Source organism: Arthrobacter sp. YN (genome assembly GCF_002224285.1).
In the GTDB taxonomy this organism is placed as follows: Bacteria; Actinomycetota; Actinomycetes; order Actinomycetales; family Micrococcaceae; genus Arthrobacter.
Genome location: NZ_CP022436.1, coordinates 1,291,219 through 1,313,873, shown reverse-complemented (window position 1 = coordinate 1,313,873; position 22,655 = coordinate 1,291,219). Strand labels below are relative to the sequence as shown.

Annotated in this window: 26 protein-coding genes; 14 read left to right on the top strand and 12 right to left on the bottom strand. The window is 62.2% G+C overall.

The window, feature by feature from the left end; all coding sequences use genetic code 11:
• Window positions 1–512: 512 nt before the first annotated feature.
• Window positions 513–1,484 (bottom strand): EamA family transporter, encoded by a 972-nt coding sequence (locus tag CGK93_RS06085; RefSeq protein WP_232481557.1) that lies wholly within the window; start codon window positions 1,482–1,484, stop codon window positions 513–515.
• Between the two features lie 87 nt (window positions 1,485–1,571).
• On the opposite strand from CGK93_RS06085, the gene CGK93_RS06080 reads away from it, so the two are divergent.
• Window positions 1,572–2,075 carry a MarR family winged helix-turn-helix transcriptional regulator gene (locus CGK93_RS06080; RefSeq protein WP_089594053.1) on the top strand — a complete coding sequence of 168 codons (504 nt, stop codon included), beginning with the start codon at window positions 1,572–1,574 and terminating at the stop codon, window positions 2,073–2,075.
• Window positions 2,076–2,105: 30 nt separating this feature from the next.
• Window positions 2,106–2,693 carry a hypothetical protein gene (locus CGK93_RS06075; RefSeq protein ID WP_089594052.1) on the top strand — a complete coding sequence of 196 codons (588 nt, stop codon included), beginning with the start codon at window positions 2,106–2,108 and terminating at the stop codon, window positions 2,691–2,693.
• A 51-nt stretch (window positions 2,694–2,744) separates the two neighbouring features.
• Here CGK93_RS06075 and CGK93_RS06070 read toward each other — a convergent pair whose 3' ends face one another.
• The 4 genes from CGK93_RS06070 to CGK93_RS06055 form a co-directional block, all read right to left on the bottom strand.
• Complete coding sequence (locus CGK93_RS06070) at window positions 2,745–2,909, bottom strand: hypothetical protein (protein WP_157731629.1); 165 nt, start codon at window positions 2,907–2,909, stop codon at window positions 2,745–2,747.
• 487 nt (window positions 2,910–3,396) lie between these two features.
• Window positions 3,397–4,122 carry a hypothetical protein gene (locus CGK93_RS06065; RefSeq protein ID WP_089594050.1) on the bottom strand — a complete coding sequence of 242 codons (726 nt, stop codon included), beginning with the start codon at window positions 4,120–4,122 and terminating at the stop codon, window positions 3,397–3,399.
• A 240-nt stretch (window positions 4,123–4,362) separates the two neighbouring features.
• Window positions 4,363–4,935 (bottom strand): hypothetical protein, encoded by a 573-nt coding sequence (locus CGK93_RS06060; protein ID WP_157731627.1) that lies wholly within the window; start codon window positions 4,933–4,935, stop codon window positions 4,363–4,365.
• Window positions 4,936–5,075: 140 nt separating this feature from the next.
• Window positions 5,076–7,244 carry an NPCBM/NEW2 domain-containing protein gene (locus CGK93_RS06055; RefSeq protein ID WP_089594048.1) on the bottom strand — a complete coding sequence of 723 codons (2,169 nt, stop codon included), beginning with the start codon at window positions 7,242–7,244 and terminating at the stop codon, window positions 5,076–5,078.
• Between the two features lie 329 nt (window positions 7,245–7,573).
• Here CGK93_RS06055 and CGK93_RS06050 point away from each other — a divergent pair, with 329 nt between their 5' ends.
• The 5 genes from CGK93_RS06050 to CGK93_RS06030 all read left to right on the top strand — a co-directional run bounded on the left by CGK93_RS06050 (window position 7,574) and on the right by CGK93_RS06030 (window position 10,834).
• A complete protein-coding gene (locus CGK93_RS06050; RefSeq protein WP_157731625.1) occupies window positions 7,574–8,407 on the top strand; it encodes an FG-GAP repeat domain-containing protein in 834 nt (277 codons plus the stop codon).
• 107 nt (window positions 8,408–8,514) lie between these two features.
• Window positions 8,515–8,754, top strand: a complete 240-nt coding sequence (locus CGK93_RS06045; protein ID WP_089594046.1) for a PLDc N-terminal domain-containing protein — start codon at window positions 8,515–8,517, stop codon at window positions 8,752–8,754.
• Window positions 8,755–9,258, top strand: coding sequence for a hypothetical protein (locus tag CGK93_RS06040; protein ID WP_089594045.1), 504 nt, complete (start codon window positions 8,755–8,757; stop codon window positions 9,256–9,258).
• A gap of 62 nt (window positions 9,259–9,320) precedes the next feature.
• Complete coding sequence (locus CGK93_RS24565; RefSeq protein WP_089594044.1) at window positions 9,321–9,659, top strand: DUF6188 family protein; 339 nt, start codon at window positions 9,321–9,323, stop codon at window positions 9,657–9,659.
• A gap of 104 nt (window positions 9,660–9,763) precedes the next feature.
• A complete protein-coding gene (locus tag CGK93_RS06030) occupies window positions 9,764–10,834 on the top strand; it encodes a hypothetical protein (RefSeq protein WP_089594043.1) in 1,071 nt (356 codons plus the stop codon).
• Window positions 10,835–10,885: 51 nt separating this feature from the next.
• On the opposite strand, the gene CGK93_RS06025 is transcribed toward CGK93_RS06030, so the two are convergent.
• Together CGK93_RS06025 and CGK93_RS06020 are read right to left on the bottom strand one after the other, a co-directional pair.
• Window positions 10,886–11,191, bottom strand: a complete 306-nt coding sequence (locus CGK93_RS06025) for a winged helix-turn-helix domain-containing protein (RefSeq protein WP_089594042.1) — start codon at window positions 11,189–11,191, stop codon at window positions 10,886–10,888.
• A complete protein-coding gene (locus tag CGK93_RS06020) occupies window positions 11,188–11,631 on the bottom strand; it encodes a hypothetical protein (protein ID WP_089594041.1) in 444 nt (147 codons plus the stop codon). Before CGK93_RS06020 ends, CGK93_RS06025 begins: the two co-directional genes overlap by 4 nt.
• 180 nt (window positions 11,632–11,811) lie before the next feature.
• On the opposite strand from CGK93_RS06020, the gene CGK93_RS06015 reads away from it, so the two are divergent.
• Window positions 11,812–12,999: a TerC family protein gene (locus CGK93_RS06015; RefSeq protein ID WP_089594040.1), complete on the top strand. Its 1,188-nt coding sequence runs from the start codon at window positions 11,812–11,814 to the stop codon at window positions 12,997–12,999.
• Window positions 13,000–13,023: 24 nt separating this feature from the next.
• On the opposite strand, the gene CGK93_RS06010 is transcribed toward CGK93_RS06015, so the two are convergent.
• The 4 genes from CGK93_RS06010 to CGK93_RS05995 all read right to left on the bottom strand — a co-directional run bounded on the left by CGK93_RS06010 (window position 13,024) and on the right by CGK93_RS05995 (window position 16,656).
• Window positions 13,024–13,626 (bottom strand): TetR/AcrR family transcriptional regulator, encoded by a 603-nt coding sequence (locus tag CGK93_RS06010; protein ID WP_089594039.1) that lies wholly within the window; start codon window positions 13,624–13,626, stop codon window positions 13,024–13,026.
• A gap of 44 nt (window positions 13,627–13,670) precedes the next feature.
• The gene (locus tag CGK93_RS06005) at window positions 13,671–14,516 is read right to left on the bottom strand and encodes an alpha/beta fold hydrolase (RefSeq protein WP_089594038.1); all 846 of its coding nucleotides are present in this window, start codon (window positions 14,514–14,516) and stop codon (window positions 13,671–13,673) included.
• 32 nt (window positions 14,517–14,548) lie between these two features.
• Window positions 14,549–15,544 carry an NADP-dependent oxidoreductase gene (locus tag CGK93_RS06000; protein ID WP_089594037.1) on the bottom strand — a complete coding sequence of 332 codons (996 nt, stop codon included), beginning with the start codon at window positions 15,542–15,544 and terminating at the stop codon, window positions 14,549–14,551.
• Window positions 15,545–15,663: 119 nt separating this feature from the next.
• Window positions 15,664–16,656 carry an AraC family transcriptional regulator gene (locus CGK93_RS05995; RefSeq protein WP_089594036.1) on the bottom strand — a complete coding sequence of 331 codons (993 nt, stop codon included), beginning with the start codon at window positions 16,654–16,656 and terminating at the stop codon, window positions 15,664–15,666.
• 80 nt (window positions 16,657–16,736) lie between these two features.
• Between CGK93_RS05995 and CGK93_RS05990 the strand changes: the two genes are divergently transcribed.
• A complete protein-coding gene (locus tag CGK93_RS05990) occupies window positions 16,737–17,192 on the top strand; it encodes an anthrone oxygenase family protein (RefSeq protein ID WP_089594035.1) in 456 nt (151 codons plus the stop codon).
• Here the strand turns inward: CGK93_RS05990 and CGK93_RS05985 are convergent.
• Window positions 17,189–18,553 (bottom strand): MFS transporter, encoded by a 1,365-nt coding sequence (locus CGK93_RS05985; RefSeq protein WP_089594034.1) that lies wholly within the window; start codon window positions 18,551–18,553, stop codon window positions 17,189–17,191. The genes CGK93_RS05990 and CGK93_RS05985 overlap by 4 nt on opposite strands.
• 182 nt (window positions 18,554–18,735) lie before the next feature.
• On the opposite strand from CGK93_RS05985, the gene phnD reads away from it, so the two are divergent.
• From phnD to CGK93_RS05960, 5 genes are read left to right on the top strand one after another with little or no spacing between them, the layout of a single operon-like run.
• Complete coding sequence (gene phnD, locus CGK93_RS05980; protein ID WP_157731623.1) at window positions 18,736–19,635, top strand: phosphate/phosphite/phosphonate ABC transporter substrate-binding protein; 900 nt, start codon at window positions 18,736–18,738, stop codon at window positions 19,633–19,635.
• Window positions 19,632–20,441: a phosphonate ABC transporter ATP-binding protein gene (gene phnC / locus CGK93_RS05975; RefSeq protein ID WP_089594032.1), complete on the top strand. Its 810-nt coding sequence runs from the start codon at window positions 19,632–19,634 to the stop codon at window positions 20,439–20,441. The genes phnD and phnC overlap by 4 nt, the downstream gene beginning before the upstream one ends.
• A complete protein-coding gene (gene phnE / locus CGK93_RS05970) occupies window positions 20,410–21,267 on the top strand; it encodes a phosphonate ABC transporter, permease protein PhnE (RefSeq protein ID WP_089594031.1) in 858 nt (285 codons plus the stop codon). Before phnC ends, phnE begins: the two co-directional genes overlap by 32 nt.
• Before the next feature lie 9 nt (window positions 21,268–21,276).
• On the top strand, window positions 21,277–22,044 hold the full coding sequence (locus tag CGK93_RS05965) for a tyrosine-protein phosphatase (protein ID WP_089594030.1): 768 nt from the start codon (window positions 21,277–21,279) through the stop codon (window positions 22,042–22,044).
• Window positions 22,037–22,654, top strand: a complete 618-nt coding sequence (locus CGK93_RS05960) for a TetR/AcrR family transcriptional regulator (protein ID WP_089594029.1) — start codon at window positions 22,037–22,039, stop codon at window positions 22,652–22,654. The genes CGK93_RS05965 and CGK93_RS05960 overlap by 8 nt, the downstream gene beginning before the upstream one ends.
• The last annotated feature ends 1 nt before the right edge of the window (window position 22,655 follow it).

The following is a 22,655-nucleotide window of genomic DNA, read 5'->3' as shown; positions in this document are numbered from 1 at the left end:
GGCAGGACCCTTTGACTCACGGACGTTGCGCACGAAATTGAAGAGCCACGGCAGTTCTGGCACAGGACTCACGACGGAGACCCTTGGGAGCTGGTGAAAGCGGGCTGAACTGCCTCACGGTTCCCCGCTGGTGTCTTGCCGCCTCGGGCGCCACATCAGATAAAGTCCATAAAACTCGCTGGCCAACATGTTCGCTGCTGCCATGATCCGCCACCAGGCGACCGGCTGCCAGGTCGCGAAAATGATGGCCATGCCGAAGAAGCCCACGATCTGCAGAGCGGATTATTCATGCCGCCCCTTTCGATCGCTTGGTACCCTCCCTCAGCAGTCTGCACCTGCAAAGCAACCACCTAGCCTCTATTGGGCACCAACTAGGTGGTGACCTGACCCAAAATAGGCGCTCGGACGGTCGAAATGAGTGCTCCAACCTTTCCGCGTCGCCGTGTTCCTTAGTCTGTACCGCGTGAACGTTCGACTCCAGGTCTGGCTCAGCGGGCTCAAAAAAAGATCGCCTATGGCAATCCCGCCCTGCAGGCTTCAATCAATGGCTGATCCGAGCGCGCTGCCGTCTCAGCACGGTACGAAGGACGGTCTGCCCCCTGGACCAAACCCACCGCCCCCAACACCAACACCGCACCCACCAACTGCCACCCCGACAACGACTCCCCCAGGAACACAAACCCCAGCACCGTAGCCACAAGCGGGCTCAGGAATCCCAGGAACGACACCACCATCGTCGGCAGCCGCTGGATACCCCGGAACCACACCGCGTAGGCAGCCAACGCACCGATGACGCTGAGATAAGCGAAGCCTGCCAGGTTAGGCAGCGAAACCGACCCCGGCAGCCCTTCAACCACCAGCGTCACGGGCAGCAGCACGACCCCACCCATCGCTAGCTGCAGGCCGGTAAACCCAAGCAGCCCCACGCCGTCGGGCCTTCCCCAGCGTTTGGTGAGGACTATGCCGGCCGCCATGCTCAGAGCCGCCGTCATCCCGGCGAGCACACCCACAAGAGTCAGCGCCGCGTCGGATCGTAGGACGAGCAAGCCGACACCCGCGGCTCCCACCGCGCAAGCAATAATGTGCGCCTTGCGTATCCTCTCGCCCAGCAACAGCACGCCAAGGAAAAGCACAAACAGTGGCTGGATGGACATGACCAGCGCCGCAAGCCCACCCGGCAGTTGGTACGCGGTGAAAAACAGCAGGAAGAAGAACAGCCCAATGTTGAGCGCGCCCAGCGCAGCGGCTTTGAACCACCAACTCCCCCGCGGCCACGTTCGAGTGACCAGCATCAGCACAATGCCCGCCGGCAATGCCCTCACGGTTGCGGCCAGGAGCGGCCGATCGGCGGGGAGGAACTCCGTGGTCACCAGATAGGTGGAGCCCCAGACCATCGGCGCGAGAGCGGTGATGAAGAGGTCGCGAGGGGATGCCTTAGACGCCCCAACTCCCGCCCTGCTGGCAACCGCTGCAGATGAACTCATCTTTCACTTCCATACATTTCGATGTCGAACTATTTGATGTAAGACAATGTAGGTGCTGTACTGTTTGAGGTCAAGCATGGGAGGACGATGGACCGCGACGCAGTGGACATGATTCTTGAGCAGTGGAACAAAGAGCGACCCGACGTGGACGTCAGCTCCATGGGCGTTCTGGGACGGCTCAACAGGGCGAGTCGCCTCGCCTCTCTGGACGTGCAGAAATTCATGAGCCAGTTCGGGCTGGAGCCGTGGGAGTTCGACGTCCTGGCGACACTGCGCCGGTCGGCAGCCGAGGCGCCGTTGACACCGGGTCGACTCGCCAGCCTCACCATGATCGGTTCGGCGGCCATGACCAACCGCGTAGATCGGCTGGTATCGCGCGGTCTGGTTCATCGCGAGACCAACCCCGAGAACCGCCGGCAACTACTCATCAGCCTCACGCCCGAGGGACTCGCCCTGGTGGACGACGTGGTGGAGCACCACGTCGAGAATCAGCAGAAGATGCTCGCGGGCCTGTCCAAGGCTGAGCGGGTGCAGTTGGCGGACCTCCTGCGCAAGTTCCTGCTAACAAACCACGACGGCGAATCCTCCTAAGCGGGCACGTCACCCATGCGAGGATGAGGCGTGGACACTTCCTCTGAGCAGCTGGCGATTGCGATCGGAAAAGCGCTGGGCGGCGGACAGGCAAGCGCCTACACCGGCACCTCGTATTGCCAGAGCGGCCACCACTTGGTGAGGCACGCAGTTTCGGTGCACCCGAGGGCCTTCATCTGGTCTGCGAAAGAGCTGCCGGACGGACCGACGAGAACGTTCGATCCCCGCTCCCTCACTCTGCAGACAGATGGCGTCGATGATTTCAGCCTTTCCATCGACCGCATCCCGTTCTCGTTTCCTGAAGCTGTACAGCTCTCTTTCCCACTCTCCCTGCCCATTTGGGGTCGGCAGCTGGACGACTACCACCCTGTCGCTTGTGAAGTGAACGGCTCGGACACGACGCTCCTGCTGAGGCACCGAGTAGACCGGACAATTTTCGGGTCCTTCACCTTCGATACAGAAAGCGGAATCGCGAAAACGCTGTTCACGCCGACGACGGCACTGAAACTGGAGCGCGAGCTCCCTCCGGAGAACGGAGAACACGACTTCGGATTTGTGTCCGGCTTCGGTGACCCAAATTTGCAGACTCGCCTTCGCCCCGACGAAAACACCCATTAACAAAGAGATGGCCCGCAGACGTCAGTCCACAGGCCATCATCAACTTCCCGGTCACTCAAGCTCGCTGGGCTCCTGGCTGGTTTCTTTACGTTTGCTCCGCCGCAACACATAAATGCCGTAGCAACCGAACCCCAGCATGAGCACAGCAGCAGCGGCACGCCACCAAACAAACGGCTGCCAGGCCGCGAAATTGACGGCCATAGCGAAGAACATCACTACTTGCAGTGGATGCGGAACCCTGCTCACCATTTCCCCCTAAGACGATGAATACGCTCTGGTGGTTAGATCCTCGACGCCCCAGCGCTCCTCACTGTGGCACTCCAGATTCTGATGAACCACCATCGTCTGGGTCTGAGAAGTGCCCGAACCTCGTCATCCACCTATGCACAGCCATGGAGACGGCCAGGCTGAGCAGGGGAACCAGAACGGAACTCCATCCATACCCTCTGAGAAGAAGCGCTGAAATCATCGCCATCATGCATCCCCCACCCAAAGCGGCAGAATACGGTTGTCCCTTTTTGACCTGGACCCATCGCAAGCGTTTGTAGTAGATCGTCGCAGCCACGAGAAGACCGAGAAGCGCTAGAACAGCGAGGAAAACCAGCCAACCGGGGACCAGCCCCACTACCGCTACGCCAATTCCCATAATTAGAGACAAAACAACTGAGTATTGCTTGGCCCTACTCAAACTCCTACCTGCCCTTCAGCAACCTCTATTGAAGTCGACTATCATCCCAGCCAAGCCAAGCCCCAGAGCACAGGCAACTGCCGCTGGAGGATAGGCGGCAAAGGGTCCACAAAAGGCGGTATTGAAGGCGAACCAAGCCCAAAACGCTGCCCACGCTGAGGGGCACTGCGGAAAGGAACCCCACCCAAAAGTCGTGGGGGTTCCGGAATCGCTGGTGTACGACGCCATAGCATCCTTGTTGACGATCATTGTCACCCAGTTGCTTGAGTCCGAAGCGGGCCGGACCTTGTACTCTAAGATCTTTTTCTCCATCAGATCGATCATCCCGGTGAGGGCATCAGTTGGCATCGATGCCGCCATGCCCTCGATCTGTACATCTCTATCGAGGCCCTTGAAACTCTTCAGGTACTTGGATACTGCCTTAGACGAAGTGATGAGGTTCAACCGAACTTCAAACCCCAGCGGGTCCTGCGCCTTTACCTTTTCAATGGCTTGGTGGAGTTCTTCAGATGCAGCGCGATCTGGGTTCACAACTAGAGTCGATGTGCTGACAGTCTTGTTGTCGTAAGCCGCTACGGGTTCCGGAGGAGCGGCATGTGCCGCCAGCGGAACTGACGCCAGTAGCGTTGCAGTGGTCAATATGACGGCAGCTATCTGAAGTCCCTGCTTCCTCCAGGAGACGGACAACGTATGAGGACTGGACTTGCTCGTTCTTATGGTGCTGATGCGCTTCAGGGTCACGATTACTCCTAGTGACGAACGATCCTGCTTTGACTCGCATAGCCTGCGCCCGCAGAATGCCCTCTAGGTGGCGGAAACCCCGAAAATGAGTGCTGCCAGGGCCAAATTAGGTGCCGAGAAGCCCAAAAATGAGTGGTGAAACGCAGCGTCTAGGTGGTGGCCTCAACGCTGAATGAAACAGGCGCGGGACCCGCCACTAGCGGATCCCACACCTGCCCAACTTGAACTAACCAAAGGCAATCACCTCAACCCAGGCGGAACATTCCCCACGGCAATGCCCATGATGTTGAGCCCCTCATTGACCAGCGCGCTCCCCTGCGGCAGCGTCACGCTGGACACCTCAAAAGCAGGGGGAATGTCGATCTTCGTGGCAAAGATGCGGGCCGGCTCATCAACCCGCACCACCGTCGACGGCCCACCGATGTAAGCCTGCGTGTGCCGCTGGTGGTACGCCGACTCAGCCACCACCACGGCAGTATCCGTAGAAACCCCGGTGCGCCAGTTCGGCAGCGAAATGGTCACTGTCCGACTCTGCCCGTTAGTGAAGTGAACTGTTGCCACTCCGGAGGTCACGCTGCCTGTGGAGAATCCCGTCACCAACAGTGTCCGCCCGCGGGCCGAAAGAGCCACTTCCTGACCAGCGGCTTTCAACGTGTCCGGTGTCCCCACAGCCGTCGGATGCCACACGGACGAGACGCCAAACGCCGAATACGGCTTCCCGCTCACAAGCCCGGCAGCAGCCAACGCCTCCTCAGAGAACGTCCGACGATCAGACGTAATAGCCCCATTCCGGGGATTAGCCGAATTTGCCACGGATGTTTGATTCACCAATGAAGCAAAAGGCAAAGGAGCAACAGCAACACCAGGCCCCTGGTAGGCCCCGATGTTCGGCACCCCAACGGAACCGGCACCAGAGGTGGGGTTACCGAAGAAGCCCCTGCCGCCGTCGTCGTTTATCCGCACACCGGCACCGATGAGCGGCGACCCGGAAGCAAGTCGATACCCGGGAACATCCAGTGTTGTCTGGCCACTCCCGCCAACCACCAATCGCGGATCACCCAGCACCGACCCCATCTCCCCGAGGGCGGGACAATACCGCCAAAGTACGCGTTGTTCGCATACACAGCAGCACCGGACTTAAGAGCGCCGCCCGGCGCCACAAACACGTTGTTCCGCACCTCGCGTGGGCCGGCCATGTCATCCAAAAACACACGGGAAGGGCAGTAGAAGGTGTTGTTGTAGATATAGTGCTTGCCGGTACCGCTGCTGCTGCCGCCCAGACGGCAGTCGTCCTGTGCCACGTTGTAGCGCAGGACCACGTTCGCGGCAGTAGCGCCGCCGCCGCAGTTGGAGACGCAGTTGAGGTAGAAGCCGCCGGCGTTCCCGTAGGAGTAGTTGTACTGGAAGAGGCAGGTTCCCACGATTTTCATGTCGCAGTCCCAGGCGGTGGAGTCGTACGTGGAGGTGGTGCTGTTACCCACCACGTTGAACTGGAACACCGGGTTCTTGGAGTTGTACGGCCACATGCCAGCGAAGTTGCCGCCCTCATAGGGGTGGGCACCCTGGCCGAGGTTCAGACCCCTGTTGTGCTCGATGAGCGGAGCGTCAGAATTATGGATCACGATCGCATCGCCGCCCACGTCATGGATCTCGTTCCGCGCAACGTACACCTTGGTGTTGTAGCGCTCGGTTGTATCGGGAGCTGAGATCTTCACGCCACCACCGGCAGCGTCGTTGACCTCGTTATCGGTGATGGTGATGCCGTCCACCGATCCCTTGCCCCATGTACGCACCACAATGCCGGCCGACTGCGCAAAGCCAGCGCCGTTCGTCGCCTTATTGCGCCAGCCCGCCACGTCCTCCACATGGTTTCCCGTGACCACGATTCCGGCGGTCTGCGCCGTTCCACTGTTCTCGAACAGGATCCCAACCCTGCGGACCGGAGTGTCCGAAGGGTTCACAACGTGCAGGCCACTGACGGTCCAGTGACTGGCATTCGTGATCTGGATGGCCGCTACAGCACCGCCACCGTTGATGGTGGGCTTCGCGCCGTCACCGTAGCTGGAGAGCGTGATGGGATGGTTGGCTACACCCGTACCTACCGGCGTCAGAGCACCAACGCAGTTGGTGCCTGCACGGAAGAGGATCGACTCGCCGGCGTTGAATGCGCCGTGGCCGTTTACCTGGGCGATCGAGTTGAAAGGGCTTGTCTGGCTTCCATTGCCTGGGATCGCGGCGGAGCAATCCACATAGAACTTCGCATCGCTGATCTGCACAATGAACGCGCCGATCTTGCCCGTGGTGGCCACATCGAACGGCCCCGTGCCCGTGGCGACCAGTTCTGTCGCCCCGCCTGCGGCTCCCGTAGACACCACAAACGTGATGGCAGCCGCGCCGGTGGCATCAGCAACGGCGTCGGCCATCTTTTCGCCCCGTAGGCTCAGGCTAACGGGGCTGAGCGGCTTGAGGTCACGCACGACGACGGTAGCCGGCGTTCCGGGGACCAGCCCGTTGAGATTGGTCCCGGCTGAGCCCTCGACCCGCAGCGGTGCTGCGATGAACGCGTCCGAGCAGTTAATTTTGGCATCGGCCCAGTCGGCGTGGTCGTTGCCGTTTCCTTCCGGGCCGGTTTCCACCTTGAGCTGCAGCGTGCTGCCGCCCTGCAGGTTCACGTTGACGGGCAGGGCTCCGTCCGTCCCCTTCCGCTCCCCCGCAAACCGTTCCACCCCGTCCACCAAGACTTTGAAGTCCACTCGACCGCGGTCACCCTGAGTGTCATCCACACCAACTTGGGCGAGGAACTGCCGGCATTGCCCGCCAAGGTTGTACGTAATGGACGACGCCGCGTGGGTACCAATGCCCTTCGAGTACATGGTGCCGCCGACGGTCAACGGCCGGCGATTCGCATCGCCCGCCGCTTGGCCACCGTTGCTCATGTCCAGTTCAGCCGGTCCCCAACCGTTGGTCATACTCGACCACGGAACGTCGCTGGCATAGACGACGCCGGTGGGTGGCGGGGGTAGTTCGGCTGCGGTTGCGCTTGGGCTGGCTGCGATTCCGGTTGCCAGCGCCGCTGCCGTTAATGCGGTTGATGCGGCTACTGCTGCCAGACGTCTGGCCATGGGGTGTGGGTGCAAGTGGGGCTCCTCATTGAGTGGGTTTCCTCAAGGAGTTTCTTGCGGGGTGTGCGTTTGTGGCAACGAAATGCACAGGTATGAACATACGGACTGCAGCGTTACCCGGCGACCGTTAGCCGGCCGACCTCCCACCCCTAACAAAAGCCACCCAACAGGACTATGCTCCGGTGAATCGTTTGATGACCGCGTTGCTACTGGGGGTAACAGTGATGTTCAGATCAAAGTCGAGCAAGAATTCATGCCACAAAACACCCAACAATCGAAGGCGCCCACTTTTCATAGGGACAACCCTGGCCGCGACCGCGGCATTGCTCTTGGGCACAGCTGCCCTTCCAGCACAGGCAGGCCAGCCGGGCACCCGTGCAGCAAATGTCCCAACAAACAACTGGGACTACGTCAACATCAACACGGGCTACAACGACGATGTCCTCGCCAGAGATACTGCAGGCGACCTATGGGTTTATCCCGGTGACGGCCAAGGCGGTTGGAAGAAGCCCCGCTTCAAGATGGGCGAGGGCTGGAACGTGATGACTGCAATCATCGGTGCGGGCAAGTTCCAAAGCGAGTTCAACGACGACATCCTTGCCCGCGATATCAATGGCGACATGTGGCTCTACCCCGGTGGCTACGGATACCTCAAACCCCGGACCAAAGTAGGTATCGGTTGGAACGCCATGACCGCCATCATGGGCCCTGGCGACTTCGACGGCGACTACTGTGCGGACGTCATCGCCCGAGACGTCGAAGGTCGGCTTTGGCTGTATCCCGGCGATCACACTGGCGGCTGGAAACCCCGCACCCAAATCGGCGTCGGCTGGAACGTGATGACAGCGCTGATCGGCCGCGGTGACTTTAACGAGGACGGGAAAAGGGACGTCATGGCACGTGACACCAGCGGACGACTGTGGCTCTACCCCGGCGACGGCAAGGGCGGGTGGTTGCCCCGCATGCAGGTAGGCGAAGGCTGGAACGCCATGACAGCGATCATTTCCACGGGAAGATTTGACGGCCACTATCCGGGCTACTCACAAATCATCGCCCGTGATGCCAACGGAGACCTCTGGCTCTACCCTGGCGTCGGCAGTCGTCACCTCGAACCACGGAAGAAGATCGGCGAAGGCTGGAACGTTATGACAGCGCTGATCTGACCCAACCGAAACGCCACTAAACGGCAGGCACCAAGGCGGGCTCCGCCGTCGTACGTGTGTAACGCGAGTGCTACTTTGTACGGAAGCTGCTGGTTCAGGGGGATGACATGGAAGCTTGGGAATGGGTGTTGGCGTCGCTGGCGGGACTGTCCGCGGTGTTTGTCATGGGAGCGAACCTTTGGGCGATCTTCGATGTCCTGCGTCAGGACGGTCTGGATCAAGCTGCCCGGATCATGTGGGTGATGCTGTTCTTTGTGGTGCCGCTGTTCGGTGTTGTCGTGTGGCTGTACGCGAAGCCTCGGCTGGCTGGTTTGAGTAGTGGCACGCGCCTGAGGAAGACGCTTTAGGTGTTGGGCTCAGCTACTCTCGCCCTGATTGCCGCACGTGCTTCGTGGCTAATCGGGCAGAATGCTGCTGCAGCGGCCATCTCGGCTGCGACGGATGCCCTGGTCGATGGGCACGACGGCCGAGCCCTCCGCGAGCTTGCTGGCGTTTCGGCGCACATCAACGTGTTCCAGCTTGGGGTCCTCATCGACGATGCCCTCAAGGAGCTTGGCGTGGCGACGGGTGACATGACAAAAGACGATGCCCAGCTTGTAGCGGCTTACTATTACGCCAGCCAAGCCATCGAGGGAACCATGCCTGTACGGGAACTCGCGTCGTGGGCGCACCGGGTTGTCGGTCACGAAGGCCACCCCATCGCGCAGGAGCTGGTTGAGCTTGATGACGCATATGATGCGTACGACGGGTGGGGTGGGGAACCCGACGCCAGGCAGGTGGTCATGAGCTTCATGGATGCAGCCGGGCCGGAGATTCAGAAGTGGATGCGACCAGGAGCGGCGAGCCAGTGAAACCTTCACATGTGCTTTGGACATGGCCAACGACATCCGGACCGGACGACGTTGTCCGTTGCATGGTCGACTATGCCTTCAGCATTCACACGCAGGGCGGCATTGTCCTCAGGGTCGAGAATAAGTTCATTTACAAGTCAGCTTCCGGCCTAAGTCACCGCCTTAATCCCGCCGGAGAACCTTCCCAGCTGGGGCCTGCACTCTCGATCGCACGTTCCTCAGTCACGGCGGGGTTCGCTGACGACCGCGGAAGCCTACATGTCGACTTCGCCGACGGTAGCACCGTTGAGGTTTCGCCAGATGAACAGTACGAAGCCTGGACGCTCAATGGGCCAGAGGGGTTGCTCTTGATTTCTTGCCCCGGCGGCGGTCTCACAACTTGGGGTTTGGACACACAGTAACCCCATTGAAAGCATGTTCAAGCGTCAGGCAAGCTGCCGGCAGCAAGGCGGGTTCCGGCGTCGCGATTCAGCGTGCCAGGGTTATCAGCTGCAAGGACGAGGATATGGAGCCGGACATCGAGCAATTGCTAAATGGGCCCCGAGGCCGACGCCTCTGCCTTGAACTCGCGATGGAAATGGACCAGGACATCCGGATCGCCGTCTTCCACCTCGGCTACAACCTCGATCCTGGCGCCGGCAGGTCACGCAGAATGTTGACCATGGACCCCGTCGGCGAAGCACCGCCTCCACTACCGGAGTCGACCATGGAGGAGCTCGCAGGGCTGATCACGTCCTTGGATCTACGGAACATCACCACCGAGCTGGTTCAACACGCCTTTCAGCGCGCAGTGGACACCGCCAGATATTGGCAGGAGCCCGAAGGGGAGGACTTCCTCGCCGCCACCCAGGAAATCACAGAGTCCCTGGCGCATATCGCCAAGAGCCTAGAAGGAAAACCCGCAACGCTGTGGTGGGATCAGAAGGCCCTACCCGGGCAGTGGGCTATCGACTGGCGCTCAGCGGACGATCCCACACCGCTCCCCCGAAACCCGCAGCATACCCTGGCCGAGTGGGTACGAAAGGAACGGGCCGAGGAGTTACGTGCGGCCAAGGAACGGCCACAAGACCCCCGCGCCAACTTCAGCGGCGAATGGTGGTCGATCCCCCACGGACTGATCCACACGGTGGCGCGGATCCCTGAAGGGCTCAGCCTGGTTGAAGATTCCCTCGGCTGGGAAGAAGCCACCGTTATCCCCGTCGCCGGAACAGGCAGGATTTTGGAAATCACCACTGAAGAGGACTGGACCACCCTCTGCCGCGCTTTCCCGTTGGAGGTCACAGCGTCCCGTCGTCACGACTGGTTCCGGACCACGGGCCGCCACGGCCGCTGGGTCATCCCCGATTGGGAGCAAGCTGCATCCACGTGGGATGCCGTACACCTGACTGTCACCGGCTACCTCAGCGTTGCGGGCCGCGCACTCGCAGTGGGCGAAGACACTTCAAGTGTCATCGCTGGATGGAACCCCGACACCACGTTCTGGCTCAACGACGTAGTCCGCGAATCCGGGGAGCCCCGTCAGCATTGGCACAGGCCGCATAACCAGGACGAGTGGCAGTTGGCCGCGGGAGGTTAGCTGACCCACCCACGCAACCAGCCGCCGTCGTGCACTAACAACAAAAACCCGTCACCCGCCCGCAATATCCCGCAGCGTCTGCAGGTGCGCTGCCCACACGCCCCGCCCAGCGTTCGTCAGGCTGGCAGAGGTCCTCGGAAACTTCCCGGCGAAGCTCTTCTTGATCTTCACAAACTCGGCCTTCTCCAAGATGGCCAGTTGCTTGCTGAGGACCGAGTCGCTGACCTGGATCGCATCGCGCAGGTCCTTGAAGTCCAGCGACTCGGCCTTTGCCAGCGCAGCCATGATGGAGAAACGGACCGGTGAGTGGACGACCTCGTTGAGCTGGTGGCGCGGGTGTTCCGCCGGCGTGCTCATGCGCGCAGCTCACGGAAGGCGGCGGCGAGGCCAATGACGGCCAAAGCGATGGCGGCCGGGATGTAGAACCAGAGGTTGCCGGTCGGGAAGAAGTAAGCGCCACACACGAGGGCCACGACATAGAGCCCGAAGTACGCGAACAGCGATGTCAGGAACCTCTTGGTGTATCCGGCCTTGGTGGACCGTTGGAACATGGGCCAGATGCATGCGGAGATCGCACCCCAGGCGCCGACAGAACACGCCAGCAACGCAGCGCCGTAACCGGTATGGGCGACGATGTGCATCCCGATCATGAGCAGTGAACCCATGATGGCGAGGCTGGTGAACAGGACGGCGACGGGCCAAGCTGCTGCGTTGATCGAGGCGGCACCCACTGAGTCAGCTCTCGCAAGGAGTTCGCGGGCCTCGGCTGCTGACATATTTCCGGTGGTCTCGTTCATGGTTCCCCCAAAGTTGTGTGGATCAATGACCCCAACCTAGGAAAGTACTTTCCATATTGTCAAGTACTTTCCCATGACGGTCTAGTTAGCGCCCGCCCCACCACTCCCGGTAAATTTGATTCCAAGAGTTTGACCCTCGGTGAGCAACACCACTCGCGCGCCTCACGAAAGCAGGATCATATGACCGTCTCTCCCCTCATCTGGGGCATCACCATCGTCGTCATTTTGGCGCTTCTGGCCTTCGACTACTTCTTCCACATCCGCAAGGCACACGTCCCCTCGCTCAAGGAAGCGGCCATCTGGTCCTCCATCTACGTGGGCCTGGCTGTGCTCTTCGGCGTCCTGGTGCTGATCTTCGGCGGCGGCCAAATGGGGTCCGAGTACTTCGCCGGCTACATCACGGAGAAGGCCCTCTCGGTCGACAACCTGTTCGTGTTCCTCATCATCATGGCGAGCTTCCGGGTGCCGCGTGAGGATCAGCAGAAGGTCCTGCTCTTCGGCATCGTGTTCTCGCTGATCGCTCGCACCGGCTTCATTTTCCTGGGCGCCGCGCTGATCAACTCGTTCGCGTGGGTCTTCTACATCTTCGGCCTCATCCTGCTGCTCACGGCAGGCAACCTGCTCAAGCCCGGCGACCACGGTGACGGCCAAGCCAACAACTTCATCATCCGGCTCGCCAAGAAGCTCTTCCACACCACGGATAAGTACGACGGCGACAAGCTCTTCACTACCGTCAACGGCAAGCGTGCCCTGACTCCCATGCTCCTGGTCATGGTGGCCATTGGTGGCACGGACATCCTGTTCGCGCTTGACTCCATCCCGGCAATCTTCGGCCTCACGCAGAACGTCTTCATCGTCTTCACCGCTACGGCGTTCTCCCTGATGGGCCTGCGCCAGCTGTACTTCCTGATCGACGGCCTGCTGGACCGCCTCATCTACCTCTCCTACGGCCTGGCAGCCATCCTCGCGTTCATCGGCGTCAAGCTGATCCTGCACGCCCTGCACGAGAACAACCTGCCGTTCATCAACGACGGCGAGCACGTCAACGTCATCGAGATCACCACCGGCCTCTCGCTGAGTGTGATCATCGGCGTCCTGATCGTCACCGTGGTGCTCTCACTGATCAGCCCGGCGGGCAAGGCCCAGACGGCCATCAACAACGCCCGCCGCCATGCCGTGGATTACCTGGACCTCGACTACACCGCCGACGCCAACGAGCGCGAGCGCATTTACCGCGCACTGACGGCGGAAGAGGCGCAGATCGTCCAGATGCCGCTGAAGTACCGGAACAAGGCCAAGGACGTGGACAAGATCCGCGAGCAAGTGACCGAAGCCCACCGCCAGCACGAGGCCTTCCTCGATCGCTAGGCTTAGCTAAGCCCAGCTAAGAAGTCAGGCGCCCAGGAGCACGCTGATCTGATCCCTGATCCCGTCGCCAACCTGGGCGTCTGTCAGTTCTTTGGTGGCCGAGGACGTCATGCTGATGAACATGATCGCGGAGACGATCCGTGCCAGCTTGGCGGGGTCGCGGGCCAGCAGCTGCTCGTCGCGGCCCAGGACGTCGGCAATGGCCTCTTCGGTGCGCACGGTGAGTGACAGCGCTTCTGCATGGTGCGGCTCGGCGGGATCCCCGAAGACGATTTCCTTCAGGTAGGTCCGGCCGTTCTCGATCTGGACGCGGTTGCACTCGATGATGGGCCGGATGATGGCCATCACCGCATCGAGCACCGCCGTTTCAACGGCCGCTGCGTCCACCCCTTTGGTCAGTGCCTGGGCGTATTTGACGTTGTGCACCAGCAGAAGCAGCTCCGCCTTGGTCTTTGCGTACAGGAACAAGGTTCCCGAACCGACGTCGGCCTTTTCAGCTACTTGCTGGGTGGTGACCTCATCCACCCCGTACTGGGTGAAAAGCTCACGGGCTGCCGCCGTGATGCGGTCAAGCTTTTCCTGCTTATTCCGCTCACGTCGACCAAGGGTCTGGGGCGCAGGTTGCATGGAGCTACCGTATCAGCGGGCTGACGTTTCAGCGGGCCGAAGCATCAGCGGCCCAGGAATTCGAGGGCTACAGGGACAAACCTGTCGTGGAACTGGAAGATGCCACCGTGCCCGGAGTCGGGGTAGATCACCAATTCGCTGCCCGGAATCCGGCGGTGCATATCGTTCGAAAGCACCGAGGGCACCATGCGGTCATTGTCACCGTTGGCGATCAGCGTCGGTTGGGTGATGACTCCCAGATCGGCCGACGGCGACAATCCCCACCGGCGGATGGCTTTCAGTTGCGTCTGGAATGCGCCGAGCTTGAAGGGGGCCTCGCGGTTGGTGGTGCGTTCCTTAAGGCGATTGATGAAGGCCCGGGCGGCAGGCTTACCGGCTGCGTTCCTGTTGAAGAACAGGAACTCCTTGGGGTCCTGCCGGGTTAGGGTGCCCCGAAGAACGTCGAAGTAGGTGATCCCGATGATCTTCTGGATGCCCTCCCCACCCGCAGGGCCCGTGCCGGCGAGCACCATCTTGCGAACAAGCCCCGGGTGCTTGAGGACCAGCGACTGGGCGATCATGCCGCCGAGGGAAAATCCGAAGAGATCCACCTGCGGATAGCCGAGGGCCTGGATGAAGGCAGCGGCGTCGTCGGCCATGCTTTCGATGCTGTCCGGAACGCTTCCCGTGGAGGCGCCCACTCCGCGGTTGCTGAAGGTAATGACGTGGTGCTTCGCGGCGATGGGATCGATGATGCGCGGATCCCAGTTGTCCATGGTCCCGGCGAGGTGAATCAGGAAGACCACCGGAACCCCGCCCTTGGGCCCCATTTCCCGGTACGCGTACGTGACGCCGCCGGCCGTCACTGTCTTCGCCGGCACCTGCAGATACGACTGTTGTTCACTGCTCATGATGTTGGTCCTGTCGGGGTGTTGGTTTGTGGTTAGAGATGGCTGACGACGGTCTTGCCGCGAACGCCGCCCTTTTCCAGGGCAGCGAGGACATCGGCCGTCTGATCGAACGGCACCACGCGGCCCAGGACCGGCTTGATGTGGCCGGCATCGATGAGCGCAGCGATTTCCTTTAGCTGGCCACCATCGGCGCGCATGAAGAGGAACTCGTAGGTGACACCGAGGCGGCGGGCCTTGCGGCGGATACCGGAGCTCAGCAGGGTCGTCACACCCAGCAGGACAGGGTTTCCACCCAGCTGTCGGGCGAAGTCGGCATCTGGCGGTCCCGCGATGCCGATAGCTTTGCCGCCCTTCTTCAGGACCTTCAGGGACCGCTCCAGGTTTTCGCCGCCAAGGCTGTCCAGGACAAGGTCGTAATCGTGAAGGATCTCCACGAAATCCTCGGTCCGGTAGTCAATCACCACGTCAGCGCCGAGCTCGCGAACAAAGTCCTTGTTCCCTGCGCTGACCGTGGTGGCTACCGTTGCACCCAGGTACTTGGCGAGCTGGATGGCAATGGAGCCCACTCCCCCGGCACCGGCATGGATGAAGACCTTCTGGCCGGGGCCAACGTTCCCACGCTCCACCAGCGCCTGCCACGCCGTCAAAGCCACCAGCGGAAGCGAACCCGCTTCCTCCATGCTGACGGCGGTCGGTTTGATGGCCAAGTCTTCCTCGGCCACGGCGATACGCTCCGCGAAGGTGCCAATGCTGTCGTTACCCGGACGGGCGAAGACCTCATCGCCGGGAGTGAAGGACCGCACCTTCGATCCCACTTTCAGGACCACACCGGCAACGTCATGGCCAAGAACCTGCGGCAGTTTGTACGGGAGGATCTGCTTGAACTCCCCTTGGCGGATCTTCTCGTCCAGCTGGTTCAGGCCGGCTGCGTGGACCTCCACCAGCACATCGTGATCGCCGAGCACCGGCTCCGGAACGTCGACCTGCTGCAGGGGTTCCTTGTACTGGTTGAGGACGAAAGCTTTCATGGGGTTTCTCCAATGACTAATTTACTGACTTAGCTCAATTATGAGCACACTCAGTTATTTAGTCAAGAGATCCCGCATCTGAAGTCAGTCGGTGTTCTCGGCGGCAGCTTTCGCGACGCTCACCGGCGCCGGTCCCCTTTGGATGATTTACCCGCGCCTTCCGTTCGGCTGTTTGCCGCCTGCGGGGACCGCCGGTAGCCGCTGGGGCTGACGCCGTATTCCCGCGAAAACGCAGCACTGAAAGTGAAGGCATTGCTGTAGCCAACCTCCTCCGCGATCACTGCAGTAGTCGCGTTGCTGGATGCCAACCTGTCGGCAGCCAGCGCCAGCCGCCAAGCACTGAGATACGCCATGGGTGACTGCCCGACGGCGGCACGGAAGCGGGCGGCCATGCTGGCCCTGGAGACGTGGCACCTAAGCGCCAGCCCGGCCACGGTCCACGGCGCCGCCGGCTCTTGGTGCAGCAGTTCGAGGGCCTGCGCAACCACTGGTTCGCGGGACGCGTTTGCCCACGTTCCCTGAGATGCGTCTCCCCGGTCCACGCAGGCACGCACGAGGTTCAGCAGGAGAAGATCCAGCAGCCTGTCCAGCGCGCTTTCCTGTCCAGGCCGTTGATGTGTGAGTTCGCGTTCCAACATCCCCAGCAGACCGCCGTCGAGGTCTTCCTCCCCGAAGACCGCCAGCCTGGGCAGCACTGACGTGACCAACTGACCCACGGCCGCCGGCGACTGGTACGTGCCGATCAGCAGGACTGTTTCACCGACGGCACTGTTGCCCCACGTCAGCACACCCCGGGAAAACGTGAGCTCCAACTTTTCGCCGCTGGGGGTGCGGCAGGACTGCTCTGGATCGATGACCACCGAGGCCTCCCTGCCGGGAGCATCAGCAACGACATAGGGTTCCGGCCCACGGACTGTCGCCGCCTGACCCTGCCTTAGGGGTTGTGGCTCAGCGCCTTCCGCAGTGATCCACGCTTCCCCGCGCACCACGACGATCACTGTCAGGGCGGCCTGGTCCTGGACGTCAATGGCGAAGGGCGGATCCATCACCACGCGGAGGGCAAATGCCGCCTGCGCCCGAGGACCGGTGAGGAACTGCGACAATGGGTCCATGCGGCCAGTTTAGACGCCTGCGTATGAAAAGTGGATCCCCGCCTATTCATCGTCCACGGCAGTGAAGGCATTCTTGAGGCATGACAACTTTGAGCACCTGGCTTCCAGTAGCGGCCGGAACGGGTTCGGCCCTGGTGGGCGGCTTCTACTTCGCCTTCTCCGCACTCGTGATGCCCGCCCTTCGCCACCGGCCCGCGAGTGAAGCGGCCAACACCATGAACTCCATCAACCAGAAGGCCGTAACCCCGCCATTCATGATCCTGTTCTTCGGCTCGGCCGCCGCCTCCGCTGGCGTGGTGATTGCCGCCGTCGTCGATCCCGGGAGCCAGCCGCCACTCCGGGTGGCAGGCGCCGCGGCCTGCCTGGCTGGATTCCTCTCCACCATGGCGATCAACGTGCCGCTCAACAACCGCCTGGCCCAAGGCTCCAGCCAGGATTGGAACCAGTTCCTGAGGGGCTGGGTTCCGGCCAACCACCTGCGCGCAGCCCTGTCGATCGCAGGCGGGGCGGCACTGCTGATCCCGCTGAATCCCTAAACGGTGGGCTTCCGCCACATGACAGCCAGCACCAGCACCACTGCACTGAGTCCCAGCATTACCAAGACCATGATTCCCCAGTTGGCCTGGTTCACGCCCGGACCGTAGAGGACACCGATCAATACGGTGGCCGTGATGGCTCCGAGGTAGCGGCACGTCTGGAAAATTCCGGCAGCCACTCCCCTCTCCTCGGGACGGGCGGACACGTATAGACCCTGGTTGGAGGCAGTGCTCACCACGCCATAGGGAACGCCCATCAACGCAGTCAGCAGGAACACCAGCGGAGCCCACAGCGTCATGGTCAGGAAGCCGAGCGTTCCCGCAGCAACCGTCAGAATCAGGACTCCGGTGATCAGGACGGAACGTACGCCGAACCGCTCAATGAACCTCACCGTCAGCGGCGTCACCACCACCGACAACGCAGCAAGGGGCAGCATCAGCAGGCCGACCACACCGGCGTCGTACTGTCCTGCTTCCTGGAGCAGTTGCGGCAGGCCGAAGAACGCAAAGTAGTAGACGCCGCTGAAAACGATGAACAGCAGATAGACCAACAGCAGTGGCCGGTTCCGGCCCAGCAGGCGAAGGTCCAGGAACGGCGGCTGGAAGTGCAGCTCACGCCAGGCGAAGAGTGCGCCGATCACCGTGGCGGCACCCAGCAGGTACCAGCGGTAGCCGGGCATGACGTTGAGCAGGGCCATCATGGCGAGCATCAGCGAGGTGACGAAGGCGAGGATGCCGGGGATATCGGAATCGCGGATCAACTGGCCGAGCTTGCCGGTCTCGCGGCCGGAATCGACCGGCGCCACTTTGTAGACCACGATCATGGCCAGCAACGCGATGGGCACGTTGATGGCGAACAACGCCTGCCATCCCACAAGGCTCACCAACAGCCCGCCCACTACTGGTCCGACGGCAGCGGCCGAGGTGTTGGCCATCTGGATCCGGCCCAAAGGCCGCGTGGACGGCAGGTTAGCCAGCCGGCTCAGTTCGGTGACCATCACGACGGCGGACGGGTACGCCGTCGCGGTCCCCACAGCCATGAGCGCGCGGGCCACGCAGACCAGCGCGAAGTTGGGCAGGAACGGTGCGATGGCGCAGGTGACCGCAACCAGGGCCATGCCGAACATGAACAGACGTCGCGGACCGAAGCGGTCGGCGAGCCGGCCCATAAGCGGCTGACCTGCGGCGGACGCGAGGTAGAACGAGGTGATCACCCAGGTGACCGTGGCGACGTCGAGCTCGAAATGCTCCCGCAAAACCACCAGTGCGACGGCGATCATGGACGAGTTCAGCGGATTCAGCGCCGTCCCGAGACTCAGCGCAGCGATCGCGAGGCCGGGGCGGGGTTTGTTGACGGTCACCCGCCTAAGTCTGCTCCATGGTTGCCTCGGGTCACGAAACGGGGCCACAGGGCGGACTTTCCAGGCGAGCGCAAACAGTTAACCTCTCAGCCATTTGAAGTACGGCAGTCTCGTAATTCCGATTCAGATACTGCTGGTTTCGTAATTCCCGTCACCCCCAACACATGACGGAAGGCATCACCATGCACGCTCGTGCAGGCATCATCGCAACTTCGTTCATCGGCCTCCTGGCCATCGGCGCCCTCGCTGGCTGCTCCGGCGACGCCAACGCGGCCGGCGCCAATAGCCCAAAAACAGAGCTCGTTTTCGCTACTCCCCCAGGCACCGACGATCCCGACGAGCAAGCCATCATGGCCGACCTCGCCACCATGGTGGGCGACGCATCGGGCCGCACCGTGACCAACCTTCAGCCGGCCGACTACCTCGGCGTCGTCGAAGCCGTCCGCAACGGCTCGGTAGACATTGCCGTCCTCAGCCAGTTCTCCGCAGCGCTCGCCTACAAGACCGACAGTGTGGACCCGCTCCTGGTATGGCCTGCCAGCACCGAGCCTGCCAGCTTCTGCCTGGCCAGGAAGGACAGCGGCATCCAGACCGCGGCCGATGTGAAGGGCAAGCAGGTTGCCTTCATCGACCCCGGCTCCACTACCGGCTACTTCATGCCCAAGTCACTGCTGGCCAAGGCGGGCCTCACGGACGGCACCGACTACAAGAGCACGTTCGCCGGTTCGCACGACTCCGCAGTCCTGGCCCTCGCCAATGGCAACGTGGATGTTGCCTGCACCGCCCGCCAGCTGTACCCCACGTTCGTGCAGAAGGGCGTCATCAAGGAAGACGAGATCGGAGTCATCGCCAAGTCGGACCCCATTCCCGTCGGCATCTCCATCGTGGTCCGCAAAGGCCTGGACGACGAAGCCCGCGAAGCCCTCAAGGCCAAGCTCCCTGCCCTGATGACCGGCAACGAGAAGGTGTCCAAGACCTTCGGCATCACCGGCGAACCTACGGCCGATCCGGAATTCAGCACGTACGCACCGCTGGTGGACGTCGCCGAGTCCATCGGCGTGGACCTCCAGGACCTCCGATGAGCCTCTTGTCACCAACGGAAAGCACGACGGCGGCACTCACCCCCGCCGGGACGCCCACCGTCCGCGCTCGTCGCTTGCGGGTCCAGTACGGGGAGCAAGTTGCCTTGGCCGGGATCGACCTGGACGTCTACCCGGGCGAAGTCGTGGCGCTGCTGGGCCACTCCGGCTCGGGCAAGTCCACGCTCATGAAGACCCTCACCGGGATCGCTCCCTTCACTGCTGACGCGCTGGAAGTCGCCGGCCGTTCAGTAGCCCAACAGAACCCGACCGGCCTGCGAGAGCTGCGATCCGACGTCGGATATGTCTTCCAGCACTTCAATCTGGTGCCGCGGCTGACCGCCCTCACCAACGTGCTGACCGGCGGACTCCACTCGGCTGGGCCTTTGAACATGCTGGGAACGTTCAGCAGGGCGCAGCGGACCATGGCGTTGGAACTGCTGGACCGCGTGGGCCTGGCACACAAGGCCCAGCAGCCGTGCCGGAGCCTGAGCGGCGGTGAGCAGCAGCGCGTCGCGATTGCCCGCGCCTTGATGCAGCAGCCGCGCCTGATCCTCGCCGACGAACCCGTCGCTTCCCTGGACCCGCGGCTCGCCGGCACCATCCTTGGACTGCTCCGCGACATCGCCCGCGAGGAACAGATCCCCGTGATCGTCAGCCTTCACGTCGTGGGTCTCGCCCGCCGCTACGCCGACCGCGTCCTGGGGCTGCACTCCGGTGAACTCGTCTTCGCCGGCCCCGCCACCACCATCACCGAAAAGGAGGTGCACCAGATTTATGGAACAGACACTGAGCTCCTCGAAAACTGAAGCCCCCGCAGAGAAGACCATTAATACCAGCCTCCCCGAAGCCGACCGTCTCCGGCTTTCCCGCCCCTTCGGCCTCCCCACGCCACGCGGCGCCGCGCTCTGGGTGATCGTCGCCGTCGTGCTGGTCTGGGCCGGTATGGGCGCCGGGTTCAATCCCGACAAACTGCTCAGCGGTATCCCCAACATGGGCAACTTTCTGGGCCGCCTTTTCCCGCCGACGTTCGACAAGTTCGGCATCATCATCAAGCTGCTTGTCGAAACCCTGCAGATGGCTTTGGTGGGCACAGTCCTCGGCGCCCTCGCATCGCTGCTTCTGAGCTTCGGCGCGGCCAGCAACATCGCCCCGCGCTGGGTTTACACCTCCTGTCGGGCGGTGCTGAACGTGTTGCGATCCGTCCCGGAGCTCATCTTCGCGCTGATGTTCGTATCGGCTGTTGGGTTGGGTCCGTTCGCCGGCATCCTCGCAATCGTGCTTGGCTCAGTAGGATCCATCGGCAAGGTGTACGCCGAAGCCATGGAATCCGTGCAACCCGGGCCGGTGGAAGCACTGACCGCCGTGGGCGCCAACAAACGCCAGATCATCAGCTATGCCGTCCTCCCCCAGGCTGCGCCGCTGCTGGTCAGCTATACGTTGCTCCTCTTCGAAGGCAACGTCCGCGGTGCCACGATCCTCGGTTTGGTGGGTGCCGGCGGCATCGGCTTGGAGCTTACTACCGCAATGCGCATGTACGATTACGGACACCTCTGCGCCATCATCATCAGCATCGTCGTGCTGGTCACCATCATCGACCGGGTCAGCGCCTTCATCCGCGCCAAGCTCAGCTAGGACTCTCTTGTGGAAACTTTGGATCTCTCTCCCGTCAACCTGCGCGACCTTGGCGGCCTGCCCGTTTCCGGCGGTACCACCCGTCCCGGCGTACTGCTCCGCAGTGATGATGTCTCGGTGATGCCGGCGGCTTTCGCCCAGCAAATGATCGACGACGGCGTCACCTCGGTGATCGATCTCCGCTCACCGGAAGAAGCACTCTTCACCGGGCGGGGCCCGTTGACTGTACCGGGCGTAAGCTACCACCACCTTGCGTTGACGGCGTCGGTTTCATCGCCGGAGGACATCAGCAACGAGATGATGACCGCTGCCACTACTCCTGCACATGTGGGCGCCTGGTACGCCAACCTGCTCGAGACCCAGGCCCGGCAGCTCGCCCTCGGCGTGACGCTGGTAGCCATGGCCGACGGCGCCACCGTCTTCCATTGCGCGGCCGGCAAGGATCGTACGGGAGTGTTCGCCGCCGTCGTGCTGTCAGCCTTGGGCGCTACGCCGGAAACCATCTCCGCCGACTACGCCGTGACGGCCACCCGCCTGCCGCAGCTGTTCCCCCGGCTCCGGGCGATCATGGGTGGTCTCATGCCGGACCGGGTTCTTGACGAGGAAGCCATCAAGGGCATGGGCGCCATGATGGGCGCCCATGTGGAATCCATGGAGGCGATGCAGAAGGTGCTGATCGAGCGGCACGGGAGTGTGCTGGAGCCTGTGCGGCGTGCCGGGTTGTCGGACGCGACCATCGCGCAGCTGCGTGAGCGCTTGGTGATTGCCGATGCCTGACACCGTTGCCGTTGCGGATCGCCGGCCGGGCAGGCCGCGCGACACCGCACTGGAGTCCACCGTCCTGTCCTCCACAGTGGAACTCTTGCTGGAACGGGACACGCGGGAAGTGACCATCTCGGCCATCACGGAGCGTTCAGGCGTGAGCCGGGCCGCACTGTACCGGCGGTGGAGCAGCCGCGAAGAACTGATCGCTGCGGCCTTGGACAGCGTCCGGTCCAGCATCGGCTTCCGGCGCAAGGACTCCACGCTGGAGACGATCCTCGCCTCGTATGAAGAAGCAGCGATCGACGTCGACGGCCGCGTGGGCGCGCTGGTGAAGAAGCGCGTGGCCATGGGCTTGGAGAACGACGAACTCAGGGCACTGTCCTGGAACCGGCACGTGTCCAGGCGACGTGAACCTATTGCTGCGGAGATCCGCCACGGCATCACGTCCGGCGAGCTCTCGCCGGACGTGGATGTGGAGGCGATGATCGACCTCATCAACGGGCTGTACTACTACCAGTTCGTGGTGCGGCCCGCAGGTTCCGACGCCGCTTCCATCGCCGAAACCCGGGAGCGTGTGCGCAACGCCGTGAAGCTGGTGTGGGACGGGGCGTTGCGGAGGTAGA

Excerpts from the sequence above, each read along its gene's own strand:
- CGK93_RS06085 (WP_232481557.1), bottom strand. The coding sequence starts at position 1,484 with ATGAGTTCATCTGCAGCGGTTGCCAGCAGGGCGGGAGTTGGGGCGTCT.
- CGK93_RS06080 (WP_089594053.1), top strand. The coding sequence starts at position 1,572 with ATGGACCGCGACGCAGTGGACATGATTCTTGAGCAGTGGAACAAAGAG.
- CGK93_RS06055 (WP_089594048.1), bottom strand. The coding sequence starts at position 7,244 with ATGGCCAGACGTCTGGCAGCAGTAGCCGCATCAACCGCATTAACGGCA.
- CGK93_RS06045 (WP_089594046.1), top strand. The coding sequence starts at position 8,515 with ATGGAAGCTTGGGAATGGGTGTTGGCGTCGCTGGCGGGACTGTCCGCG.
- CGK93_RS24565 (WP_089594044.1), top strand. The coding sequence starts at position 9,321 with ATGGTCGACTATGCCTTCAGCATTCACACGCAGGGCGGCATTGTCCTC.
- CGK93_RS06030 (WP_089594043.1), top strand. The coding sequence starts at position 9,764 with ATGGAGCCGGACATCGAGCAATTGCTAAATGGGCCCCGAGGCCGACGC.
- CGK93_RS06025 (WP_089594042.1), bottom strand. The coding sequence starts at position 11,191 with ATGAGCACGCCGGCGGAACACCCGCGCCACCAGCTCAACGAGGTCGTC.
- CGK93_RS06020 (WP_089594041.1), bottom strand. The coding sequence starts at position 11,631 with ATGAACGAGACCACCGGAAATATGTCAGCAGCCGAGGCCCGCGAACTC.
- CGK93_RS06015 (WP_089594040.1), top strand. The coding sequence starts at position 11,812 with ATGACCGTCTCTCCCCTCATCTGGGGCATCACCATCGTCGTCATTTTG.
- CGK93_RS06010 (WP_089594039.1), bottom strand. The coding sequence starts at position 13,626 with ATGCAACCTGCGCCCCAGACCCTTGGTCGACGTGAGCGGAATAAGCAG.
- CGK93_RS06005 (WP_089594038.1), bottom strand. The coding sequence starts at position 14,516 with ATGAGCAGTGAACAACAGTCGTATCTGCAGGTGCCGGCGAAGACAGTG.
- CGK93_RS06000 (WP_089594037.1), bottom strand. The coding sequence starts at position 15,544 with ATGAAAGCTTTCGTCCTCAACCAGTACAAGGAACCCCTGCAGCAGGTC.
- CGK93_RS05995 (WP_089594036.1), bottom strand. The coding sequence starts at position 16,656 with ATGGACCCATTGTCGCAGTTCCTCACCGGTCCTCGGGCGCAGGCGGCA.
- CGK93_RS05990 (WP_089594035.1), top strand. The coding sequence starts at position 16,737 with ATGACAACTTTGAGCACCTGGCTTCCAGTAGCGGCCGGAACGGGTTCG.
- phnD (WP_157731623.1), top strand. The coding sequence starts at position 18,736 with ATGCACGCTCGTGCAGGCATCATCGCAACTTCGTTCATCGGCCTCCTG.
- phnC (WP_089594032.1), top strand. The coding sequence starts at position 19,632 with ATGAGCCTCTTGTCACCAACGGAAAGCACGACGGCGGCACTCACCCCC.
- phnE (WP_089594031.1), top strand. The coding sequence starts at position 20,410 with ATGGAACAGACACTGAGCTCCTCGAAAACTGAAGCCCCCGCAGAGAAG.
- CGK93_RS05960 (WP_089594029.1), top strand. The coding sequence starts at position 22,037 with ATGCCTGACACCGTTGCCGTTGCGGATCGCCGGCCGGGCAGGCCGCGC.